21 protein-coding genes, 1 tRNA gene and 2 pseudogenes are annotated in these 19,588 nt (G+C 37.3%); 5 read left to right on the top strand and 19 right to left on the bottom strand.

Annotated features, from left to right (window positions below; all coding sequences use genetic code 11):
• Nucleotides 1-60: 60 nt before the first annotated feature.
• The 6 genes and pseudogenes from RMA95_RS01635 to uvrB all read right to left on the bottom strand — a co-directional run bounded on the left by RMA95_RS01635 (nucleotide 61) and on the right by uvrB (nucleotide 7,063).
• A complete protein-coding gene (locus RMA95_RS01635) occupies nucleotides 61-735 on the bottom strand; it encodes a hypothetical protein (RefSeq protein ID WP_311069411.1) in 675 nt (224 codons plus the stop codon).
• Nucleotides 736-746: 11 nt separating this feature from the next.
• Complete coding sequence (locus RMA95_RS01640; protein WP_311069412.1) at nucleotides 747-1,481, bottom strand: MFS transporter; 735 nt, start codon at nucleotides 1,479-1,481, stop codon at nucleotides 747-749.
• A 150-nt stretch (nucleotides 1,482-1,631) separates the two neighbouring features.
• Nucleotides 1,632-3,089: a glyceraldehyde-3-phosphate dehydrogenase gene (locus tag RMA95_RS01645; RefSeq protein ID WP_263614343.1), complete on the bottom strand. Its 1,458-nt coding sequence runs from the start codon at nucleotides 3,087-3,089 to the stop codon at nucleotides 1,632-1,634.
• Between the two features lie 216 nt (nucleotides 3,090-3,305).
• A pseudogene (gene rarD / locus RMA95_RS01650) lies at nucleotides 3,306-4,252 on the bottom strand (EamA family transporter RarD).
• A 108-nt stretch (nucleotides 4,253-4,360) separates the two neighbouring features.
• Nucleotides 4,361-4,948 (bottom strand): lipocalin family protein, encoded by a 588-nt coding sequence (locus RMA95_RS01655; RefSeq protein WP_311069413.1) that lies wholly within the window; start codon nucleotides 4,946-4,948, stop codon nucleotides 4,361-4,363.
• A gap of 93 nt (nucleotides 4,949-5,041) precedes the next feature.
• Nucleotides 5,042-7,063, bottom strand: a complete 2,022-nt coding sequence (uvrB, locus tag RMA95_RS01660; protein WP_016804922.1) for an excinuclease ABC subunit UvrB — start codon at nucleotides 7,061-7,063, stop codon at nucleotides 5,042-5,044.
• Between the two features lie 179 nt (nucleotides 7,064-7,242).
• Here uvrB and RMA95_RS01665 point away from each other — a divergent pair, with 179 nt between their 5' ends.
• Nucleotides 7,243-8,034, top strand: a complete 792-nt coding sequence (locus RMA95_RS01665; protein ID WP_311069414.1) for a hypothetical protein — start codon at nucleotides 7,243-7,245, stop codon at nucleotides 8,032-8,034.
• A gap of 143 nt (nucleotides 8,035-8,177) precedes the next feature.
• Nucleotides 8,178-9,614: a diguanylate cyclase domain-containing protein gene (locus RMA95_RS01670; protein WP_311069415.1), complete on the top strand. Its 1,437-nt coding sequence runs from the start codon at nucleotides 8,178-8,180 to the stop codon at nucleotides 9,612-9,614.
• A 29-nt stretch (nucleotides 9,615-9,643) separates the two neighbouring features.
• Here RMA95_RS01670 and RMA95_RS01675 read toward each other — a convergent pair whose 3' ends face one another.
• Nucleotides 9,644-9,823 (bottom strand): hypothetical protein, encoded by a 180-nt coding sequence (locus RMA95_RS01675; RefSeq protein ID WP_002118942.1) that lies wholly within the window; start codon nucleotides 9,821-9,823, stop codon nucleotides 9,644-9,646.
• 208 nt (nucleotides 9,824-10,031) lie between these two features.
• Here RMA95_RS01675 and RMA95_RS01680 point away from each other — a divergent pair, with 208 nt between their 5' ends.
• Nucleotides 10,032-11,267 carry a pyridoxal phosphate-dependent aminotransferase gene (locus RMA95_RS01680; RefSeq protein ID WP_279970084.1) on the top strand — a complete coding sequence of 412 codons (1,236 nt, stop codon included), beginning with the start codon at nucleotides 10,032-10,034 and terminating at the stop codon, nucleotides 11,265-11,267.
• A gap of 53 nt (nucleotides 11,268-11,320) precedes the next feature.
• Here the strand turns inward: RMA95_RS01680 and RMA95_RS01685 are convergent, their stop codons facing one another.
• Nucleotides 11,321-11,728, bottom strand: coding sequence for a GFA family protein (locus RMA95_RS01685; protein WP_263614349.1), 408 nt, complete (start codon nucleotides 11,726-11,728; stop codon nucleotides 11,321-11,323).
• 186 nt (nucleotides 11,729-11,914) lie between these two features.
• Between RMA95_RS01685 and RMA95_RS01690 the strand changes: the two genes are divergently transcribed.
• Nucleotides 11,915-12,352, top strand: coding sequence for a PaaI family thioesterase (locus RMA95_RS01690; RefSeq protein WP_016804927.1), 438 nt, complete (start codon nucleotides 11,915-11,917; stop codon nucleotides 12,350-12,352).
• A 14-nt stretch (nucleotides 12,353-12,366) separates the two neighbouring features.
• Here RMA95_RS01690 and RMA95_RS01695 read toward each other — a convergent pair whose 3' ends face one another.
• On the bottom strand, nucleotides 12,367-12,795 hold the full coding sequence (locus RMA95_RS01695; protein ID WP_263614350.1) for a hypothetical protein: 429 nt from the start codon (nucleotides 12,793-12,795) through the stop codon (nucleotides 12,367-12,369).
• A 41-nt stretch (nucleotides 12,796-12,836) separates the two neighbouring features.
• Nucleotides 12,837-12,981: pseudogene (locus tag RMA95_RS01700) on the bottom strand (hypothetical protein); the annotation flags it as partial.
• Between the two features lie 49 nt (nucleotides 12,982-13,030).
• Between RMA95_RS01700 and RMA95_RS01705 the strand changes: the two are divergent.
• Nucleotides 13,031-13,106 (top strand) — tRNA-Asn (locus RMA95_RS01705).
• 185 nt (nucleotides 13,107-13,291) lie between these two features.
• On the opposite strand, the gene RMA95_RS01710 is transcribed toward RMA95_RS01705, so the two are convergent.
• From RMA95_RS01710 to lepB, 9 genes are all read right to left on the bottom strand, one after another.
• Nucleotides 13,292-14,050 (bottom strand): SDR family oxidoreductase, encoded by a 759-nt coding sequence (locus tag RMA95_RS01710; RefSeq protein WP_016804929.1) that lies wholly within the window; start codon nucleotides 14,048-14,050, stop codon nucleotides 13,292-13,294.
• 273 nt (nucleotides 14,051-14,323) lie between these two features.
• Complete coding sequence (locus RMA95_RS01715; protein WP_263614352.1) at nucleotides 14,324-14,968, bottom strand: tRNA-(ms[2]io[6]A)-hydroxylase; 645 nt, start codon at nucleotides 14,966-14,968, stop codon at nucleotides 14,324-14,326.
• A 6-nt stretch (nucleotides 14,969-14,974) separates the two neighbouring features.
• Nucleotides 14,975-15,700 carry a pyridoxine 5'-phosphate synthase gene (gene pdxJ, locus RMA95_RS01720; RefSeq protein WP_263614353.1) on the bottom strand — a complete coding sequence of 242 codons (726 nt, stop codon included), beginning with the start codon at nucleotides 15,698-15,700 and terminating at the stop codon, nucleotides 14,975-14,977.
• A gap of 13 nt (nucleotides 15,701-15,713) precedes the next feature.
• The gene (locus tag RMA95_RS01725) at nucleotides 15,714-16,427 is read right to left on the bottom strand and encodes a DNA repair protein RecO (RefSeq protein WP_022575281.1); all 714 of its coding nucleotides are present in this window, start codon (nucleotides 16,425-16,427) and stop codon (nucleotides 15,714-15,716) included.
• Nucleotides 16,428-16,436: 9 nt separating this feature from the next.
• Entirely contained in the window at nucleotides 16,437-16,637 is a 201-nt protein-coding gene (locus RMA95_RS01730) for an NF038104 family lipoprotein (protein ID WP_311069416.1), read from the bottom strand.
• 18 nt (nucleotides 16,638-16,655) lie between these two features.
• Nucleotides 16,656-17,678 carry a GTPase Era gene (gene era / locus RMA95_RS01735; protein ID WP_080593587.1) on the bottom strand — a complete coding sequence of 341 codons (1,023 nt, stop codon included), beginning with the start codon at nucleotides 17,676-17,678 and terminating at the stop codon, nucleotides 16,656-16,658.
• Between the two features lie 11 nt (nucleotides 17,679-17,689).
• Nucleotides 17,690-18,382 (bottom strand): ribonuclease III, encoded by a 693-nt coding sequence (gene rnc, locus RMA95_RS01740; RefSeq protein ID WP_004707545.1) that lies wholly within the window; start codon nucleotides 18,380-18,382, stop codon nucleotides 17,690-17,692.
• Nucleotides 18,354-18,728, bottom strand: a complete 375-nt coding sequence (locus RMA95_RS01745; RefSeq protein WP_311069417.1) for a DUF4845 domain-containing protein — start codon at nucleotides 18,726-18,728, stop codon at nucleotides 18,354-18,356. Before RMA95_RS01745 ends, rnc begins: the two co-directional genes overlap by 29 nt.
• Before the next feature lie 23 nt (nucleotides 18,729-18,751).
• On the bottom strand, nucleotides 18,752-19,579 hold the full coding sequence (gene lepB / locus RMA95_RS01750; protein ID WP_016804957.1) for a signal peptidase I: 828 nt from the start codon (nucleotides 19,577-19,579) through the stop codon (nucleotides 18,752-18,754).
• Nucleotides 19,580-19,588 lie beyond the last annotated feature (9 nt).

Genomic DNA, 19,588 nt, shown 5'->3' on the forward strand with positions numbered 1-19,588 from the left:
TTCTTTTGATATTGATAAAAATTTACAGCAGATCATTGCCTCTCTTTATGTGTTTATCCCTTAAGGATGAACATTACGTAAAGGTAAATCCATCTTCATATCTAAATTAGCTTTTGTGTGCTGTACCGAGTTATACATAATCGCATTAAAGCTTGAGATATTACCCATTTCCATTGCATCGTTAATTTTTAAACTTGGATTAAACTGATGCTTAATTGGTAAATTTACCGATTCATCAAACTCAAAATAAACCGGACCATTAAAAGCAATTTTAACCGGAATGGTATAACTACGTTTTAACTGAAATGGAATATCTAGATTGATGGGAATATTTAATTTTAATGGAAATCTAGGAAGTAGTTTATTTTGGTAAATTAAATCGGTGGTTGTTTCTAAAGGCATAACCTGATCGACTTTCAGTGTTGTCGCATAATCAACACTTACTGTAATTGGAGTCTCAACTTCAAACTCTAAATCAGCCAAATATCTTCCCTTTAATGGCACCGAAATCTGACGATCAATATCAATTGAGGTATCTAGTTTACCTATAGATTGTACCTGTAAGTTATTACCAACATGGATCTTCGTTTCCAGTGATTCTGGTAATCGAATATCCGATTCATGCGCAGAAACAACCACTGAAGCCTGTATGTTTAAATAGAGCCAAAACAAAATTGCCGTGAGTACCATAATCAGAAAGAAACTGATGAGCATACTTTTTATTGAACCCAACATAAGTCGCCCACCTACTTTTTCTGGTTCTGAGCAGGTAAAGATGTAGCATTATCATCTTTAACACGATTAAGGCTCATGCTCGATAAAGGTATTTTTAACTCACCATGCTCAATTCTAACTGGCAAGGTGTTTTTCACATCTACCGAAGCATTTAAAGCAGTTTTTACAGGTACATTCAAACTCCCCTGAATTGGAATGTTTGTTTTTAACTGAGCATTTAATGGAATATGAAGATTTTCTTTTAAAACAGTTTTAACTGGAGCATCAAATTTCAAATGAACTTTTTGATCGAGCGGTACTTGAATATCAATAGGTACATCAAGCTTTAATGGAATATTACCTTTTAATGGCAAAGTAATATCCTTACCTAATACTCTGACTTGAACTTTTGTGTCTATTGGTAGGCTTTGATCAACTTTTAACGTTTCTTTAACTGGAATAACGGTACTAATTGGCACCATATTATCGAAATAGACACGTGGAGTTAACGTCTGTGTAAGAGGAATCGTTAACTTTTCATTAATAGGAATATTCGCATTTACTCGGCCTTTTACATCGACATTTAAAGCATCTTTTACTTTAACTTGCACCTGCAATGGCTCTTGTAAATCAATCGCTACAGCTTGGTTTTTCAGCGGAATATAAATATTAAAATGCTTGAAAACCCAAATGGCGATGAGTACACCACATATATTCGCGATGATGATAAAAAAGAAGACGATTAATAATCTTTTAAACTGCTGCAATTCCAATCCCTTTACTATTTCTTTTTGTTCCTTAAGTCCTATTCTCATTGATTTCTAAAAAATAATCAGCATATATTTTGTACGGTTGTAAAAAAACCCAGTCTAAACTGGGTCTTTTTGTCACATACTTTTATCTAACGTTAAATGGAATTAAGCGTTAGTTTCTGCAGGAATTTTTGTATAGCTTACGCCACACATTTGTTCAGCGATACGTAATACTTGGCAGCTATAACCTACTTCGTTATCGTACCAAACATAAGCAGTTAAGCGGTTACCAGAAGTAATCGTTGCTTGAGCATCATATACACCAGCTGTACGAGAACCGATAAAGTCGCTTGATACCACTTCTGTAGAGTTTGTATAACCGATTTGACCTTGAAGGTTAGAGTTAATCGAGATTTGACGAATGTATTCGTTCACTTCTTCACGATCAACTTCTTTATCAAGCGTTAAGTTTAAAATCGCAAGAGATACGTTTGGTGTAGGAACACGTACAGAGTTACCAGTTAACTTACCTTTTAATGCAGGTAATGCTTTAGCAACAGCTTTAGCAGCACCAGTTTCAGTAATAACCATATTCAATGTAGCTGCACGACCACGACGATCAGCTTTGTGGTAGTTATCGATTAAGTTCTGGTCATTTGTAAATGAGTGAACTGTCTCAACGTGACCGTTAAGAACTTTATATTTGTCATCCAATACTTTAAGAATTGGAGTGATTGCATTTGTTGTACAGCTTGCAGCAGAGATGATTTTGTCTTCATCTAAGATGTCAGTGTTGTTTACACCAAATACAACGTTTTTCATTTCGCCTTTACTTGGTGCAGTTAATACAACACGTGCAACGCCTGGGCATTTCAAGTGTTGGCTTAAGCCTTCAGCATCACGCCATTTACCAGTGTTGTCGATTAAAAGCGCGTTTTCAATACCATATTGTGTATAGTCTACTTCGCTTGGGCTAGATGCATAGATCACTTTAATGAAGTTACCATTCGCAATGATTGCTTCGTTTTCTTCATCAACAGAGATTGTACCAGCGAAAGTACCGTGAATTGAGTCACGACGAAGTAAAGAAGCACGTTTTGCCAAGTCACCGTCAGAAGACTTACGAACTACAATCGCTTTAAGGCTTAAACCACGACCTAAACCTGATTGGCTAATGATTAAACGAGCTAAGATACGACCAATACGACCAAAACCGTAAAGAACTACGTCTTTAGGTTGTTCAGAAGTTGCGCTACCTTTAATTGACTCAACAGCTTGAGCAACAAACGCGTCAACATCACCGCCTTTTTCTTTATATTCAACTGCAAGTTTACCGATATCAACTTCTGCAGAACCAATGTTTTCAACTTTTGCTAAAGCTTCTAAAATTGGGAATGTATTTACAACAGAAAGCTCAACATCTACAACACGTGTACGACGGTGAGTTTTCAAAATTTGAATAACAGAACGGTTAATTAAAGAGCGACCGTAAACAGATACGACAATATTTTTTTCACGGTATAATTGACCGATTACTGCAATCATACGTTCCGCGATTTCTTCACGGTTTTTCCAACGGCCTTGGTGTTCAGCGTGCAGGGCGATGATAGTGTCTTTGCTCACAGATACGTCCTCTAATTAATTATATCTAGGCGTGATTTTTAAAACCCCGTAATTGTAATGGAATTATTAGCAAGAATGAATCAAAAGCTGACGTTAGTGGCTAGATTTTCCTAAAATTCATCATAAATTCATAAAATACCTATAATTATTTTTTATTATCTTATTGTTTAAAGCAGCTAAATTTTTGCTTTTTCTTACTTTTTAGATTCTGATGCACTAATCGCGAGCATCATTTTTTAATCTTTTTTGATATTTTTCGATATTTAACTGCAAATTTTTGGCTTTTTGCTGCTGTTGATATAGATGGAATGCGCCTTCTAACACCAATACCAAAACGGCACACCAAATTGGAAGATAAGTAAACCATTCTTCTTTACCAATGCTTTCCCCTAGAACTAAAGATGCTAACGCAAGTAACACTGGTTCAAGATATCCAAGCAGACCAAAAACAACCAAAGGTAAATAACGGCTTGCCAATATATAACATCCCAAGCCTATAGCACTAAGCACACCCAATCCTGCAATAACCAACCCGAGTGTCGGCTGATTGAAAAACTTACTATATGGCAATAACCCTGTATGTGTCAGATAAATTGCAACTGGCATAATAATCAGAAGGTCCCACCAAAAGCCTCCTAAATTATCCGTTTTAATTTTCTTACGTAACAGGAATAAGCTGAATAACCAATGGCAACTAAAGCAGTTTCCCAAGCAATGCTTCCTAGACGAAAAATCTCATGACCTACACCAACTATGGCCAGAACAATAGCGACCCACTGAAATTTTGATATTTTTTCGCCATATAAGACACTGCCAGCTAACACTAAAACAAGTGGTAGAAGGAAATATCCCAAAGACACTTGTAAACCACGACCGTGTATTGGTCCCCATAAAAAGAGCCATAACTGTACCGACGTCAAAACGGAGGTTGTGATGAGTAATAAGAGAAAAGAGGGTTTTGCCAAAATACGGTGATAGATATTTTTAATATGGCTTAAGTCACCACTCCACCACATAAACATAGTTAAGAATGGCAAAGTCGCAATAATACGCCACCCAAACGTCTGCTCACTATCGAGTTGACCAAGTAATTGAGTGTAGAAATAAAGCACACCGAAAGTTAATGATGCCATGACAGACAAGATCACGCCTTTTAACATCATCAACCCCTTCATACTTTAATAAAAATAAAGCGATACAATACTTGATTTATCCACTATACAAAAGAAAAAACCATGCGAAGACATGGTTTTTTATTAAGCAGAATTTATTTATTCTTTGTGCTCAGTATGAATAACATCACGAATATCAAATCCTAATGTTTTTGCATAATTCAGATATTCGTCAATCACTTCTTTATGCGGGTGTGGTGTTCTAGATAATACCCAAAGATACTTACGGGAAGGCTCCCCAACTAAAACTGTTTGATAGTCTTCATCCAGTTTTAAAATCCAGTAATCCCCACGAATGACTGGAATCCACCTTACAGCTTCAGGTAAAAAGCTCACTTTTAATTTTGTGTTATAGGGTGGATTAACTACGAAAGCCTCACCGATAGATTGCTGTAATTGCTTGCGATTATCATAACAACGGTTATCTACAACGATATTTCCATTTTCATTCAAGGTGTAAGTTGCAGATACGTTGTAAGCACATTTTTTTTGGAAGAAAGCAGGTTTACGCGCGACTTCATACCACACACCTAAATAACGGTCTAATTCAACTTTATCGACAGTTGGTAAAGGCTTCTGCTGAGCGTAGGCATATGTTCCGACAGCCAAACCAGTCAGAACAATCCCGCCCAATGCAATTTTTGCCAAGCGCCAACTGGCTTGCGGAACATTATTTCGAAATGCCATTGTTGCCCTCAACTTTTAGTTGTGAATACAAAATAACTTAAATACCTACACTAGCTTGTTTTTTAAACAAATCATGTAGTGTTATGTATCCATTTATTGCAACATTTGCGCTTTTAAACGAACAATTTCATCACGAATACGTGCCGCTTGCTCAAACTGTAAGTCTTTAGATGCTTTTAACATTTCTTTCTCAAGCTTAGTAATATGCTTACTAAACAATTTAGGATCAGAAAGAATATGTCGATCATCGGCACTTAAAGCTTGTGCCTGCTCTAATACCTTCTCATCAATTTGATCATCTGAAAGCACTTCACCTGCATCAATTTCTTTGATGACCTGACGAACAGCACTACGAGGTGTAATACCATGTAGTTCGTTGAACTCAATTTGTTTGGCTCTACGGCGCTCAGTCTCATCAATTGCTTTTTGCATAGAATCGGTAATTCTATCTGCATATAAAATTGCTTTACCTTTCACATTTCGCGCAGCACGGCCAATGGTCTGAATAAGCGAACGCTCAGAACGTAAAAAGCCCTCTTTATCTGCATCTAAAATAGCAACTAAAGAAACCTCAGGCATATCCAAACCTTCACGAAGCAAGTTAATACCGACTAAAACGTCGAATACACCTGTACGTAACTCATGAATAATTTTGACACGTTCAACCGTATCAATATCCGAGTGCAAATAAGCGACCTTAACACCATATTCTTTTAAATAAGATGTTAAATCTTCTGCCATACGTTTAGTTAAAGTGGTCACCAACACACGTTCATTTAAATTCTTACGAATATTAATTTCAGAAAGAACATCATCGACTTGAGTAAGTACTGGGCGAACTTCAATTTCTGGATCAATCAAACCTGTTGGACGAACGACCTGCTCAACCACTTGCTCTGATTTTTCCAATTCGTATTTAGCGGGCGTTGCACTCACAAAAATAGTGGTCGGAACAATACGCTCCCACTCTTCAAATTTCATAGGGCGGTTATCAAGCGCGCTTGGTAAACGGAAACCATAATTAACCAAGTTTTCTTTACGTGAACGGTCACCTTTATACATTGCGCCAATTTGAGGAACCGTTACATGCGACTCATCAATAATAAGTAAAGCATCGTCCGGTACATAATCAAATAATGTTGGTGGTGCTTCACCTGCTGGACGACCTGATAAATGACGAGAGTAGTTTTCAATACCATTGGTATAACCTAACTGCTGCATCATTTCCAAATCATAACGAGTACGTTGCTCGATACGCTGAGCTTCAAGTAACTTGTCATGTTCACGGAAGAACTTAAGCTGGTCTTGAAGTTCATCCTTAATGGTATCAATAGCACGCGTTAAGTTGTCTTTTGGCGTCACATAATGGCTTTTCGGATAAATCGTGACACGTGGTACTTTTCGTACCATTTTACCGGTGAGTGGATCAAACCAGCGAATTGAGTCTACTTCATCATCAAAAAGCTCAATACGAATTGCGTGTTGGTCAGATTCAGCTGGGAAAATGTCAATAATTTCGCCACGTATACGATAAGTACCTCGTAAGAATTCAAGTTCATTACGCGTATATTGCATTTCCACCAAACGACGAATGATTTCGTCTCGACTGACTCGGTCACCCTGCACCACATGCAATAACATTTGCATATAAGCATTTGGGTCACCCAAACCATAAATAGCAGATACAGAAGCAACAATAATTGCATCACGGCGTTCTAACAAAGCACGTGTTGCCGATAAACGCATCTGGTCAATATGGTCATTAATTGCTGCGTCTTTTTCAATAAACGTATCTGAAGAAGGAACATAAGCTTCGGGTTGATAATAATCGTAATAACTTACGAAGTACTCCACTGCATTATTTGGAAAGAAGGCTTTAAACTCACCATACAGCTGGGCTGCCAAGGTCTTATTGTGCGCCATCACAATGGTTGGTCGTTGGGTTTGGGCAATCACGTTTGCCATGGTATAGGTCTTACCTGAACCAGTCACACCCAACAGTAACTGATTACGAAAACCTTTTTCGACACCATTCACCAGCTTTTCAATTGCCTGTGGCTGATCACCCGCTGGCTGGTAATGAGTGACCAAATCGAAAGGTTGATTTTCGTTCACAGTTCTCTCTCTTTATAAAAAATTTGAATTTATCGTCTAGCAACTTAATGGGGATTTTTTCCCTAATTTAAAGTCTGTAGCCAGATTAATCTACGGCGAAAATATTAAGCATCTTGATACTTGACCAATGCTTTAAACGGTTGCAACATGGACTCATCCATTAGATAAAAAGCATAACCATGACCTATCAATATCATGATGAAAGTATTGTAACTGAACTCCCTGAAGATACAGTGTTTGTCTTCGGTAGTAATATGGCTGGGCAACATGGTAGTGGAGCTGCACGAGTTGCCAGTCAGCATTTCGGGGCTGTAGAAGGTGTGGGACGTGGCTGGGCTGGACAAAGCTTTGCAATTCCGACTTTAAATGAACATATTCAACAAATGCCACTCTCCCAAATCGAGCATTATGTTGAAGACTTTAAAATTTATGCAAAAAATCACCCTAAGATGAAATACTTTGTGACTGCTTTAGGATGTGGGATCGCAGGTTATAAAGTTTCCGAAATTGCTCCGCTTTTTAAAGGCATATATCACAACGTGATTTTTCCAGAATCATTTAAACCGTATGTTGAAGATAATGCTGTTTCACAGTTTCCGACACTCACTCAAAAAATGGTTCAAAGTTTCATTAACGATGAAGTTATTTTTTACTTTAATCACGGTAGTGACTCTTTTGAAGACGCTTTAGATAAAACTGATTTATCAAATGCTGAAAAAGCGATAGCACTGATTGTTTTAAATGAAGAATTATATCCTCGTGACCGCTATGGCAGAGGCCGAGACCACGAATTGAGTGATATTTTAGGTAAGCTCAATGGCAAGATTTTCAATATGCATGGTAACTCAGAAGGCGCAATGATTTTTGTCAGTGTCATTGTGGCATTGATGGAACTTTACGATTTCGATGAACAAGACTTCATTAAATTATGGCGCGGCGAGAAAAATATCGACCACCCAATTAACCGTTAATTTATTTTGATATTTTATGAGTAAAGCAGATAAATTCTGCTTTCTCATTATTTTAATTATTCTAAAGATTTAAACTGATTATTTTCCCAAATCCTAATTTTTCTCATTATACTTTAAGACGAACTGAATACTTAAAGAAACAAATGGAAACTTTAGATTCTTCAATTTTTGACTTAACCCCAATTCCAATGTGGATTGAGGACTTCAGTGAAGTTAAGCAGTTATTTGACCTATGGAGAAATCAAGGGGTCGAAGATTTATATGAATTTCTAAGTCAAAATGAAAATTTGATTGTCGAATGTGCCCGTAAAATTAAAATTATTAAGGTCAACCAAAAAGCATTAGAACTTTTTGAAGCAAAAAACCAAGAAGAATTATGCGCCAACTTAAATCTTATTTTTAAAAAAGAAATGTTTGAAGCTCATATTCATGAACTCAAAGCGTTATGGAATGGCAAAACTCATTTTTCAAGTACTACTATAAATTACACGCTCTCTGGTAAACGTATTGATGTACAACTGCGTGGAGCAATTTTACCGGGTTCTGAAACTACATTTGACCGTATTTTAATTACCACCGAAGACATTACGCCGTATCAAAATGCACTTCGTCAGGAAGAGAAAAATCGACGCCTAGCAGAGTCAATGTTTATCTACTCCCCGACTTCTCTTTGGGTTGAAGATTTTAGCCGTATTAAAAATAGAATTGATCAGCTTAGGCTATTAGGTATTGAAGACTTTAGGACTTTTCTAGATGTACATCCTGAGTTTGTGCGTCAATGTATAGAAGATATTCTAATTTTAGATGTTAACCAGTCAACTCTCGATTTATTTAAAGCACCTGACAAAACGACTCTCTTAAAAAATACCCATAAAATTTTTGCTGAAGAGATGGTGGAAACTTTTAGAGAACAGCTGATCGAACTCTGGCAAGGAAATATTCACCACAAGCGTGAAGCCGTTAACTATGCATTAGATGGTCAAATTAGAAATGTCTTACTGCAATTTACCGTATTCCCCGGCTATGAAGAGACTTGGGGATTGGTACAAGTTGCACTTACAGATATTACTGCACGAAAGAAAGCTGAAAATTATTTAGAATATTTAGGCCAGCATGATGTGCTGACTAAGCTTCATAACCGTGCTTTCTTTACAGAAGAGCTTAATCGTTTAAACCGCAGTATTATTCGTCCTGTTTCTTCAATTTTTTTAGACATGAATGGTTTAAAAGAAACCAATGATCAACTTGGTCACGATATTGGTGATGGTTTATTACGACGTGTAGGTAATATTTTAAATCAGGCAATCACAAATACTGCATATACAGCTTCTCGAATCGGTGGCGACGAGTTTGTGATTTTAATGCCTGGTGCTGATGAAGCGAATGTCTTGATGATGCTGCAAACTATTCAGGAGCTTTTCAATATAGATAATCAATATTACTCAAGCCATCCAATTAGTATTGCTATTGGACATGCAACCACAAAAGAAAATGAACAAGTGGAAGATATGCTAAAACGCGCAGATCACAGTATGTATCAAAAGAAAAAAAGTTATTATCAAGAAGTGCCACAACAATAAAAAAACAGGCATATTGCCTGTTTTTTAAATTAACGCTTACCCATAGAACGGCGCGTACCACGAGGTGGCATCCAAGTTCTATCTGCATATTGCTCTGGCTTCGGACGCACTTGGTTGTGTACAGCATCATCTGCTTGATTGCTTTCATTCGGCATTGGGAATGGCAATTTCACCAAAGCCTTTTTCTGTTTTGGCTGTTGCTCAGTCATGATTCAGTCTCGATATTTCGATTGCGACTTATTATAAAGGATTTTTCTCATTTCTTTCGAAAAAAGCTTCAATTGAGTAAAACCACAACAAGATCTTTCTTAAATTAAACTTTTTTACATCTAAAAATACCCACATCCGCAAATTGCCTAATTTTTGCGATAAGATAGTATGCTTTTTATTTTTTAATCCCATAAGAGGAATATTGCCGTGGACGTACGTCTTTCTGATCGTGTCAATGCTATCAAACCGTCCCCTACACTTGCTGTAACTAACAAAGCTGCTGAGCTTAAAGCTGCTGGCAAGAATGTGATTGGTTTAGGTGCTGGCGAGCCAGATTTTGATACCCCTCAACACATTAAAGATGCTGCAATTGAAGCAATTAATAATGGTTTCACCAAATATACGGCTGTAGATGGTACTCCTGGGTTAAAAAAAGCAATTATTGCTAAGTTTAAGCGTGATAATAATCTTGATTATCAGCCAAACCAGATTTTGGTTTCATGTGGTGGTAAGCAAAGCTTCTTTAACTTGGCACTTGCATTATTAAACAAAGGTGATGAAGTGATCATCCCTGCTCCATTCTGGGTAAGCTATCCAGATATGGTGATTATTGCTGAAGGTACGCCAGTTATTGTGAAATGTGGTGAAGACCAACGTTTCAAAATTACACCTGAACAATTAGAAGCTGCGATTACACCAAATACTCGTTTAGTGGTATTAAATAGCCCATCTAACCCAACAGGTATGATTTATAGCAAAGCTGAATTAGAAGCTTTAGCAGAAGTTTTACGTCGTCATCCACAAGTATTTGTTGCTTCTGATGACATGTATGAACCAATTCGTTGGGAAGATGAGTTCTACAACATTGCAACTGTTGCTCCAGATTTATATGACCGCACAATTGTTTTAAATGGTGTATCTAAAGCATATGCAATGACTGGTTGGCGTATTGGCTATGCAGCCGGCCCAGCAAAAATCATTGGTGCAATGAAAAAAATCCAGTCTCAATCAACTTCTAACCCAACTTCAATTTCACAAGTTGCTGCTGAAGCTGCATTGAATGGTCCACAAGATGTTTTAGAGCCAATGATTGAAGCGTTTAAACGTCGTCATGATTTAGTAGTTAATGGCTTAAACGACATCAAAGGTATCTCTTGTTTACCTGCTGATGGTGCATTCTATGCGTATGCAAACATTCGCCCTCTTATTCGTGCAAAAGGCTTAAAGTCTTGCACAGAATTCTCTGAATGGTTACTAGAAGAAACTGGCGTAGCAGTTGTTCCTGGTGATGCATTTGGTTTAGGCGGCTTCATGCGTATTTCATATGCAACAGCTGATGAAGTACTTGTTGATGCGTTAGCACGTATCAAAAAAGCTGCTGAATCAATCGAAGGTGTGGATGCTGCAATTGCATCTATCGAAGCTGAAAAAGCTGCTAAATAATTTGTAAAATTAAAAAGGCCTCAAAATTGAGGCCTTTTTTATAATTAAAATTATTATAGGTTAAATAACGCAGCGACCTGTGCCTCAGTCAATTTCTTCGTATCATTTTGAAAAGTATAAAAATCGGGTTTTGAATCAATAAAAATTTCCATATCCAAATTCAAGTCTTCTACTGGCTCATTTAAAGAAAATACATTGATATTACAGTAGCTTTGATCTTTCGTTCTCCAAAAAATTATCGTTCCACAAGCATTACAAAAGCCTCGTTCTCCCCAGTCAGAAGAGTTAAATACACTAAGATGCTTTTGCTGAATAAACTTTAAACTGCCTTTGACCACATCAACTGTCATATTGACACCACTAGTTTGTCTACGACACATCGAACAATGGCAAGCATGTACATCATGATTTTTTAATTCAACTTCAAAAGTTGTTTTACCGCATAAACACTGACCGTTCATTATTATTTTCCACAAGAAGTTTATATTTTTAGGGTTATAAAATATTCTACTCAACCACATTTTACAAGTTTATAAACTATAAAATAGCCATATTTCTTGTACTTGCCAACTTGACAATATGCATTTTAACGCCTAATTTAACATCAAGTTCCATTTTAGAACCTTAATTACTGAAGGACTCAAAAAATGAAAAATCCTATGGAAATGACAGGCCTCGAATTTTTACAAGCCATGATTGAAGGTCACATACCACCTGCCAGTATAAGCAAAACGATTCCAATGCAACCTACTGAAATTTCTGAAGGATGTGTAACTTTCAAAGCACAAGCAGATCATAATCACTTAAACCCATTAGGTGGCGTACATGGTGGTTTTGCAGCAACAGTTCTAGACTCGGTGACTGGTTGTGCTGTCCATACGATGTTACCTGCTGGCGTGGGTTATGGCACCATCGACCTTAATGTAAAAATGTGCCGCCCTATTCCTCAAAATCAGGCTTTAATTGCCACTGGTAAAGTCATTAATTTAAGTAAAAACTTAGGTATTTCCGAAGGTAAAATTATTGATGAAGAAGGTAAACTTTATGCGTATGCAACAGCGACTTGTATGATCATTCGACCATAAAAACTAAGGCAGCTTTAAATGGCTGCCTTTTTTATTAAGTCAGGAAGATCTGGACGGTCACAAGTTTGTGCAACCACATAAGGTGCCCAAATATTCTTAAGTTGAAGCTCTATCACTTTATGACACTGAGTAGACCAAGCTAAAACTTTATTTTTACCTAGTAATAATTCGCCTTCGAGCTGGAAAATATAGAGGGGTTTAGATTGATCTAATATGTTGGAAGACTTTAAAACTTTCAGTGAAGTATGCACATCCCATTTTGAACTAAACCAGAGTTGTAATAAGTCACCTAAGTACAAGTCCTGCTTTTTAAATGGAAAAGCATTGATCCATGCATCTTCTACAAGTGTGTAATAAGATTCTGGTTGATTTAAAATATTGAGATAATTACGTTGATAAAAATCAACATTAGAAAAAATAGAAGCAACAGTAAGTGTTTTCATACTTATCTCCGATTTAGCCATTTTAGTGCTGGCAAGTTGGTTTAAATCCACACTGTTTGGATTACTCCAAACGCTTGTTCTTTTTTGAATCTAGCAATTGAGTTTTTAAAGTGCAAGTAATTTATATCCTCGCTACTCAACTTGATCAAATAAGAAGCATACAACACAAAAATGAAGGAAACATGACGATTTTCACTTGACCCTTGTCAAAATCTCCTTATAATCGCATGCAGATTCTCCCATAGCTCAGTCGGTAGAGCGACGGACTGTTAATCCGCAGGTCCCTGGTTCGAGCCCAGGTGGGAGAGCCAAATACTAAAAAGCCCGCAGCATTAAAGCGGGCTTTTTTATTGCCATTTATTTTGAATACCTATAAAAAATCCCCTACCTATTTGTAGAGGATTTGCTTTTCATAATTTGAATATTTACTAGATTTAATCATCAGATCTAAATTTAAAGAATATACCTCCATCTTTAGATCATTTTTAAAATTCTATTATTCCGCTTCTACAACTTTTAATGGGTTAAAAGACTGCGTTGTTGGCATCATTTCTATACGGTTAATATTAATATGGGCTGGTTGTGATGCAATCCACGCGACCGTATTTGCAATGTCTTCAGGCAAAATTGGATTTTTCTTATCATAGAGACTACTCACTTTCTCTTGATCCCCTTTAAAACGCACAAGAGAAAACTCAGTTCCCCCACACAGCCCTGGTTCAACGTTAGTTACGCGCACACCAGTACCAGCTAAATCAGCACGAAGATTTAGACTAAACTGCTCTACAAAAGCCTTTGTTGCACCGTAAACATTACCACCAGGATATGGATATGTACCTGCAATTGAACCCATATTAATGATTAAGCCTGATTTCTTCTTTACCATGCTTGGCAAAATTAGTCGGGTAACAGTAACAAGCCCCTTAACATTGGTATCAATCATCGTGTACCAATCATCTAATTCAGCCTTGTCTGCCGATTCTAGGCCTAATGCCAAACCTGCATTATTTACGAGCAAATCAATTTGATCGATTTGAAATTCATTTGGTAATTCTTTGAATATCTTATTTATATTTTCTGCTGTATCCGTCATATCAAATACTAATGGGTAGAATTTTTCACCAAGTTCTTGTTTTAGTTCTTCTAGTTTTTCTGCCCGTCTTCCACAACCAATAACTTTATAGCCTAACTCAATCAGCTTTTTTGAAATGCTATAACCAAAGCCCGCAGAGGCGCCTGTAACTAATGCTAACATTCTTATATCCTTAGAAATGATCAACTATTTCAGTTGAACTCATGATGAACATATCAGCCTTTATATTTACACAATATTTATTATTAGCCTAAAAAAATAAAAGTTTTTTTAAAAATTTTAAGAGAAATTAAAATCTATAAAAAATATATTTATTAAATAATTATATGCATTTAAAAACTAAAAGCAGAATATGTCTATAGCCAAAAAGATAACGCTCACCTAATAAAAAAGTTTACCTTTCACGGTAAACTTTTTTAACTGAAGCATTCAAAACTATGCAGGAACACCACTATGAAACCGGAAAGTATCATCCGGAGTCAAAATCAGATTTTTTTCAACTTCACGGATGTGTTCAATACGCTGCTGAATATCCTCTTCAGGATCTTTCATTTTTGCAGTTTTTGCGACATCAAGCGCTAGTGCCAAATAGTCTTCAAAATGACGAGATTCAGACTTAAGCAGGTAACGATAATAGCGTCCCAGTTCGTCATCTACACGCGGAGCAAGTGCATAAAAACGTTCGCATGAACGTGCTTCTACAAAAGCTCCTATAACTAGTACGTCAATTAAAGCTTCTGGCTCATATGTGCGTATCTCTTTTCGTAAACCACCTGCATAGCGGCCTGCACTTAAACCTTTCCACTCTTGCCCACGTTTGGTCATAAATTCGAGGACTTGTTCATAATGAAGCATTTCTTCACGTACAAGTTGAGCAAGTTTAACTTGTAGATCTGTAAAAAAACTATAGCGGAACATTAAGTTCATTGCTGTACCAGCTGCTTTTTTCTCGCAATTGGCATGATCTTGCATCAAGATATCTAAATTATTAACGGCCTCATCTAACCATTCATTCGGAGTTTGACACCCCAAAAATACTAACACTGGCTGCATTAATTCATCGTAATTGATACTCGACATTACTAATTATCCTGCTGCCTGAATCGCTGTTTTCATATCTTTAACAGCTTGTGCCAGACCTACAAAAACACTATCTGCAATAATTGAATGACCAATGTTTAATTCATGAATTTGGGGAATTGCTGCAATTGGTGCAATATTTTTTAGGTTAAGTCCATGACCTGCATTTACAACTAAACCTTTTGCCGCTGCGTACTCAACACCTTTTACAATACGAGCAAGTTCTTCTTGCTGTTCTTGTTCTGTTGTCGCATCAGCATATGCGCCTGTATGCAGCTCAATAGTAGGTGCTCCACATGCCACTGCAGCATCAATTTGAGCAAAATCCGCATCAATAAATAATGATACGTCACATCCGAGAGCAGCTAAGGCCTGAGTTGCAGCCTTAACTTTTTCAAAGTTAGTGACTACATCTAAGCCGCCTTCAGTTGTTACTTCTTGGCGTTTTTCAGGAACGAAGCATACATGTTGTGGCTGAATTTCTTTTGCAAACTCGACCATTTCATCAGTAACAGCCAACTCCAGATTCATACGTGTTTTTAACAATGGACGCATGCGGCGTACGTCATCATCTTGAATATGGCGACGGTCTTCACGCAAATGCAAAGTGATACCCTCTGCACCAGCTTGTTCACAAATAAGAGCAGCTTCTACAGGGTCTGGGTAAGTAGTACCGCGCGCCTGTCTTAAAGTAGCAACATGGTCTATGTTTACACCAAGCAATGCAGCCATAAATAAATCCTAATTACGATTGAGTTTGAGTATTTTGAATCCACAATTGTCGACTTTTTAGGGGACGGTCACCTAAAAGCGATGTAATCATTTGACGGTATAGTTTACCTAATAATTGCAATTGTTCGTGAGAAAAATCCTGCCCTTGCTCATAGTCCAGCATAGATAAAATTGCTTTTCCCGACAAAGATGAACGGCCTGCCTGAACCACTGGAGCAAAACCTTCAGTCACTTGAAACTGATAAAACTGATGAGGCAAAATTTCTTTTTGTGCGCTATCAACTGAAAAATCAATCGCATAGCCTAGCTCTGGAAGTAAGACATGTTCAAACTGGCGCAAAATCTGTCTGAGAAAGAGATCTGGATTTTCGTGAGAAGATAATTGTTGTAACTGAAGCAAAGTTAACTGATATTGTTCAAAAGTTTGTGGCATTGCCTCTTCTAATGGGCAAAGTCTTAAAACAATTTCATTTAAATAAAAACCAGCAAAAAAAGCATCACCAAAAAAGAAAACTGGCTGATTTAATATTTCCAGCTTCGTAAAATTTTTAAGTTCACTTTTACCTGTGGCTTGCAACCGAATTGGTTGATATTGAGGAGGCGGAGTCTGTCTTAAAATACCATCGACCCGCCCGTATTCCTGAGTGAAGAGATGCACAATATGGCTTTTTTCACGATATTTACGATGATGAATCATATATCCATGTAGGACTTCATTGCGCATCATAAAAAGAAACTATTCCTTAGATTCTTTTTCTTTCTTATCGTCATCATCACCATCAGGAATTACAGCTCCTACAACAGCAGCTGTACCCTTCACTACACCTTTCGTTGTTTTATAAGCAATACCTACTGGTACAGTTACAAGCTTATATACGCAACCTTGTAACATCAATGTACACCCAACAATAACCAATATTGATGTAATTGCTTTCATACCAGTATTCCCTGCTTATTAGATATCACTATATCCTAAACTTTTTAAAGCACGTTCATCATCAGACCAACCACCTTTAACTTTAACCCATAAGGTAAGCATGATCTTTTGTTCGAACATTTTTTCCATGTCTTTACGAGCATCCATACCAATCGTTTTAAGCTTGGCACCTTTTTCACCAATCACAATTGCTTTTTGGCCAGGACGATCTACAAAAATAGTTGCATCAATATAGGTACAAGCTGGCTTTAATCGACCAGTTTTCTCATTAACAGTTGCCTCTTCTGTTTTGAAAGATTCAATTTGCACTGTTAAATCGTATGGTAGCTCTTCACCCAACTGACGCATGATTTTTTCACGGATGATTTCACTTGCCAAGAAGCGCTCAGAACGGTCCGTAATTTGATCGAATGAATACAGTGGTGGCTGATAAGGAAGATATTTTTCAATCGTTTCACTTAAATGTTCCAAGTTTGCTCCACGAAGGGCTGAAACAGGAACAATCTCAGCAAAATTCATAAGCTTGGTACGCTCTTGAATCAAAGGAAGAATCTCTCTTTTATCTTCAAAAGTATCAGCTTTGTTAATTACCAAAATAACTGGCATTTCAGCATTCTTGAGTTTCTCAAGTACTAAATCGTCATTTTGAGTCCACTTATAAGCATCGATAACAAATAAAACTAAGTTAACGTCACGTAATGCAGAATGTGCAGCACGGTTCATCATTTTATTGATCGCGCGTACTTCTTTCTTATGCATTCCCGGTGTATCTACATAAACCGCTTGCATTTTTTCACGTGAATCAATACCAATAATTTTATGGCGTGTCGTTTGAGGTTTACGTGAAGTAATTGAGAGTTTTTGACCCAATAAATGGTTCATGAGGGTAGATTTACCCACATTTGGACGTCCCACAATCGCCACAAATCCGCTCTTAAAATCCGAAGGAATTGTAACGCCTTTGGAACTAAAAAATTGATCAATCAGATTGTTTGGATCTTGGTTTTCATTTGAATCTGGATTGATTTGATCAGAATGCATCGACATGCAGGTTATTGCTCCAATAACTTTAAAATTTCCGCCGCTGCTGCCTGCTCGGCAAAACGACGACTTGACCCCTCACCATAAATCTTTGGTAAACCATCTACCAAACATTCGACTTTAAAGTGTTGATGAGGTGCATCACCCTGAATATCTACAACCTCGTAAACAGGGAGAGGTTTTTTACGTGCTTGTAGATACTCTTGTAAACGTGATTTTGGATCTTTGAGTTGATCTGTTGGCTCAATATGATCTAAATAAGGTACGTACCATTTTAACACAATATCTTTGAGTAGGTTCAGATCACTACTATCAAGATAAATTGCACCAATAATCGCTTCTACCGTATCTGCTAATATTGACTCACGATGATGACCGCCAGATTTCAACTCGCCCGTGCTTAATATTAAACACCGACTAAGTTGCAAATCGGTTGCAATTTTACCTAATGCTTCTTGGCGAACCAAAGTTGCTCGCATACGTGTTAAGCGTCCCTCATTTTCATGTGGGTAAGCATGGTATAAATAATTGGCAATGATCATGCCCAACAGCGAATCGCCTAAAAACTCCAGACGCTCATAGTTATACTTATGACTCACCGAACGGTGAGTCAAAGCTAACTGTAGCAATTCAGGCTGCTTAAATTGATAACCGATTCGACTGAGTAAGCGAGGATCACTTAGTTTGAACTGATGTTTTGTCAAAACTCTTCTCAAATGTTAAAACTAAATCAATATTCAGTAAGAAAGGCTTTCTTACCTCATATTTCTTTTTGACCGTTAGACCAGACTGGTTAAACACTTCGGCAATCTCTTCAAAATGAAGATCACGAATATTATTCATTTCCAGTCTTTGATCCATCTGTGCCATAAATTTTTGGGGTGTCGTATCAGCTGAGCTTTGTTGCATAAGCTCGGTAATCTGATTATTAATCACACGATCATCCCAATACGCTGGCCAAACTGCAAGTACAGCTTTCACTGCAATTGCAAATATGACCACCCCAAATAAAATTGCTAAATACGAAGTACCCTGTTGTGCCTTACGCATTTTTGTTTTCCTAATGGTTGTTTTTAATCTATTTTCCCATTTCGGTTAAAGCTTGGCAGGTGGAAACCAGGTTCTTTATGCATCCAGACATAGAAAGCTCGGCCTGTTAAGTTTTCTTCAGGAACGAAACCCCAGAAACGACTATCAGCACTTTGATCGCGGTTGTCCCCCATTGCAAAGTAATGTCCTTTCGGAACGGTTACTTCCCAATATAAACCGTCTTGGTTTGAATATTTGCCATTATCAACATAGTTAATAAATGGTGCCTGACGCGCAACGTTTACGCCTTCAAGCTCACGCATCGTAAAGGTATGATCACCAATAGTTTCTTTATGATAAATAGACGTTGGTGTATCTAAAGCATCTTTTTCACGACTAAACTGTGTTGCTACTTTAGGAACTTTTTGACCATTAATAATCAATTGTCCATGATCATAAACAATATGGTCACCCGGCAAACCAATTACACGCTTAATATAGCTGATGGTTGGTTGAGGTGGGTAACGGAATACGATGACATCACCACGTTTTGGTTCACCTACATCAATCACTTTTTTATTTACGATAGGTAAACGCACACCATAGTCAAATTTATTAACTAAAATAAAATCGCCAGTCTCTAAAGTTGGAACCATCGAGTCTGATGGAATGTTAAATGGTTCATAAAGAAATGAGCGAAGTACAAGTACAACAGCTAAAACTGGCCAAAAGTCATAGGCCCATGTAATAACAAAATTTTCGTTCTCTCGGCCTTTATTCGCACGCTGTTTAAAAACAAGTTTATCTAACAACCACACTGCAAATAAAATCAGCGTAACTGGAACAAGAATTAAATTAAAATCAAAATCCACATGACCTCA

Source organism: Acinetobacter sp. V110_1, assembly GCF_031798975.1.
Taxonomy (GTDB): domain Bacteria; phylum Pseudomonadota; class Gammaproteobacteria; order Pseudomonadales; family Moraxellaceae; genus Acinetobacter; species Acinetobacter nosocomialis_A.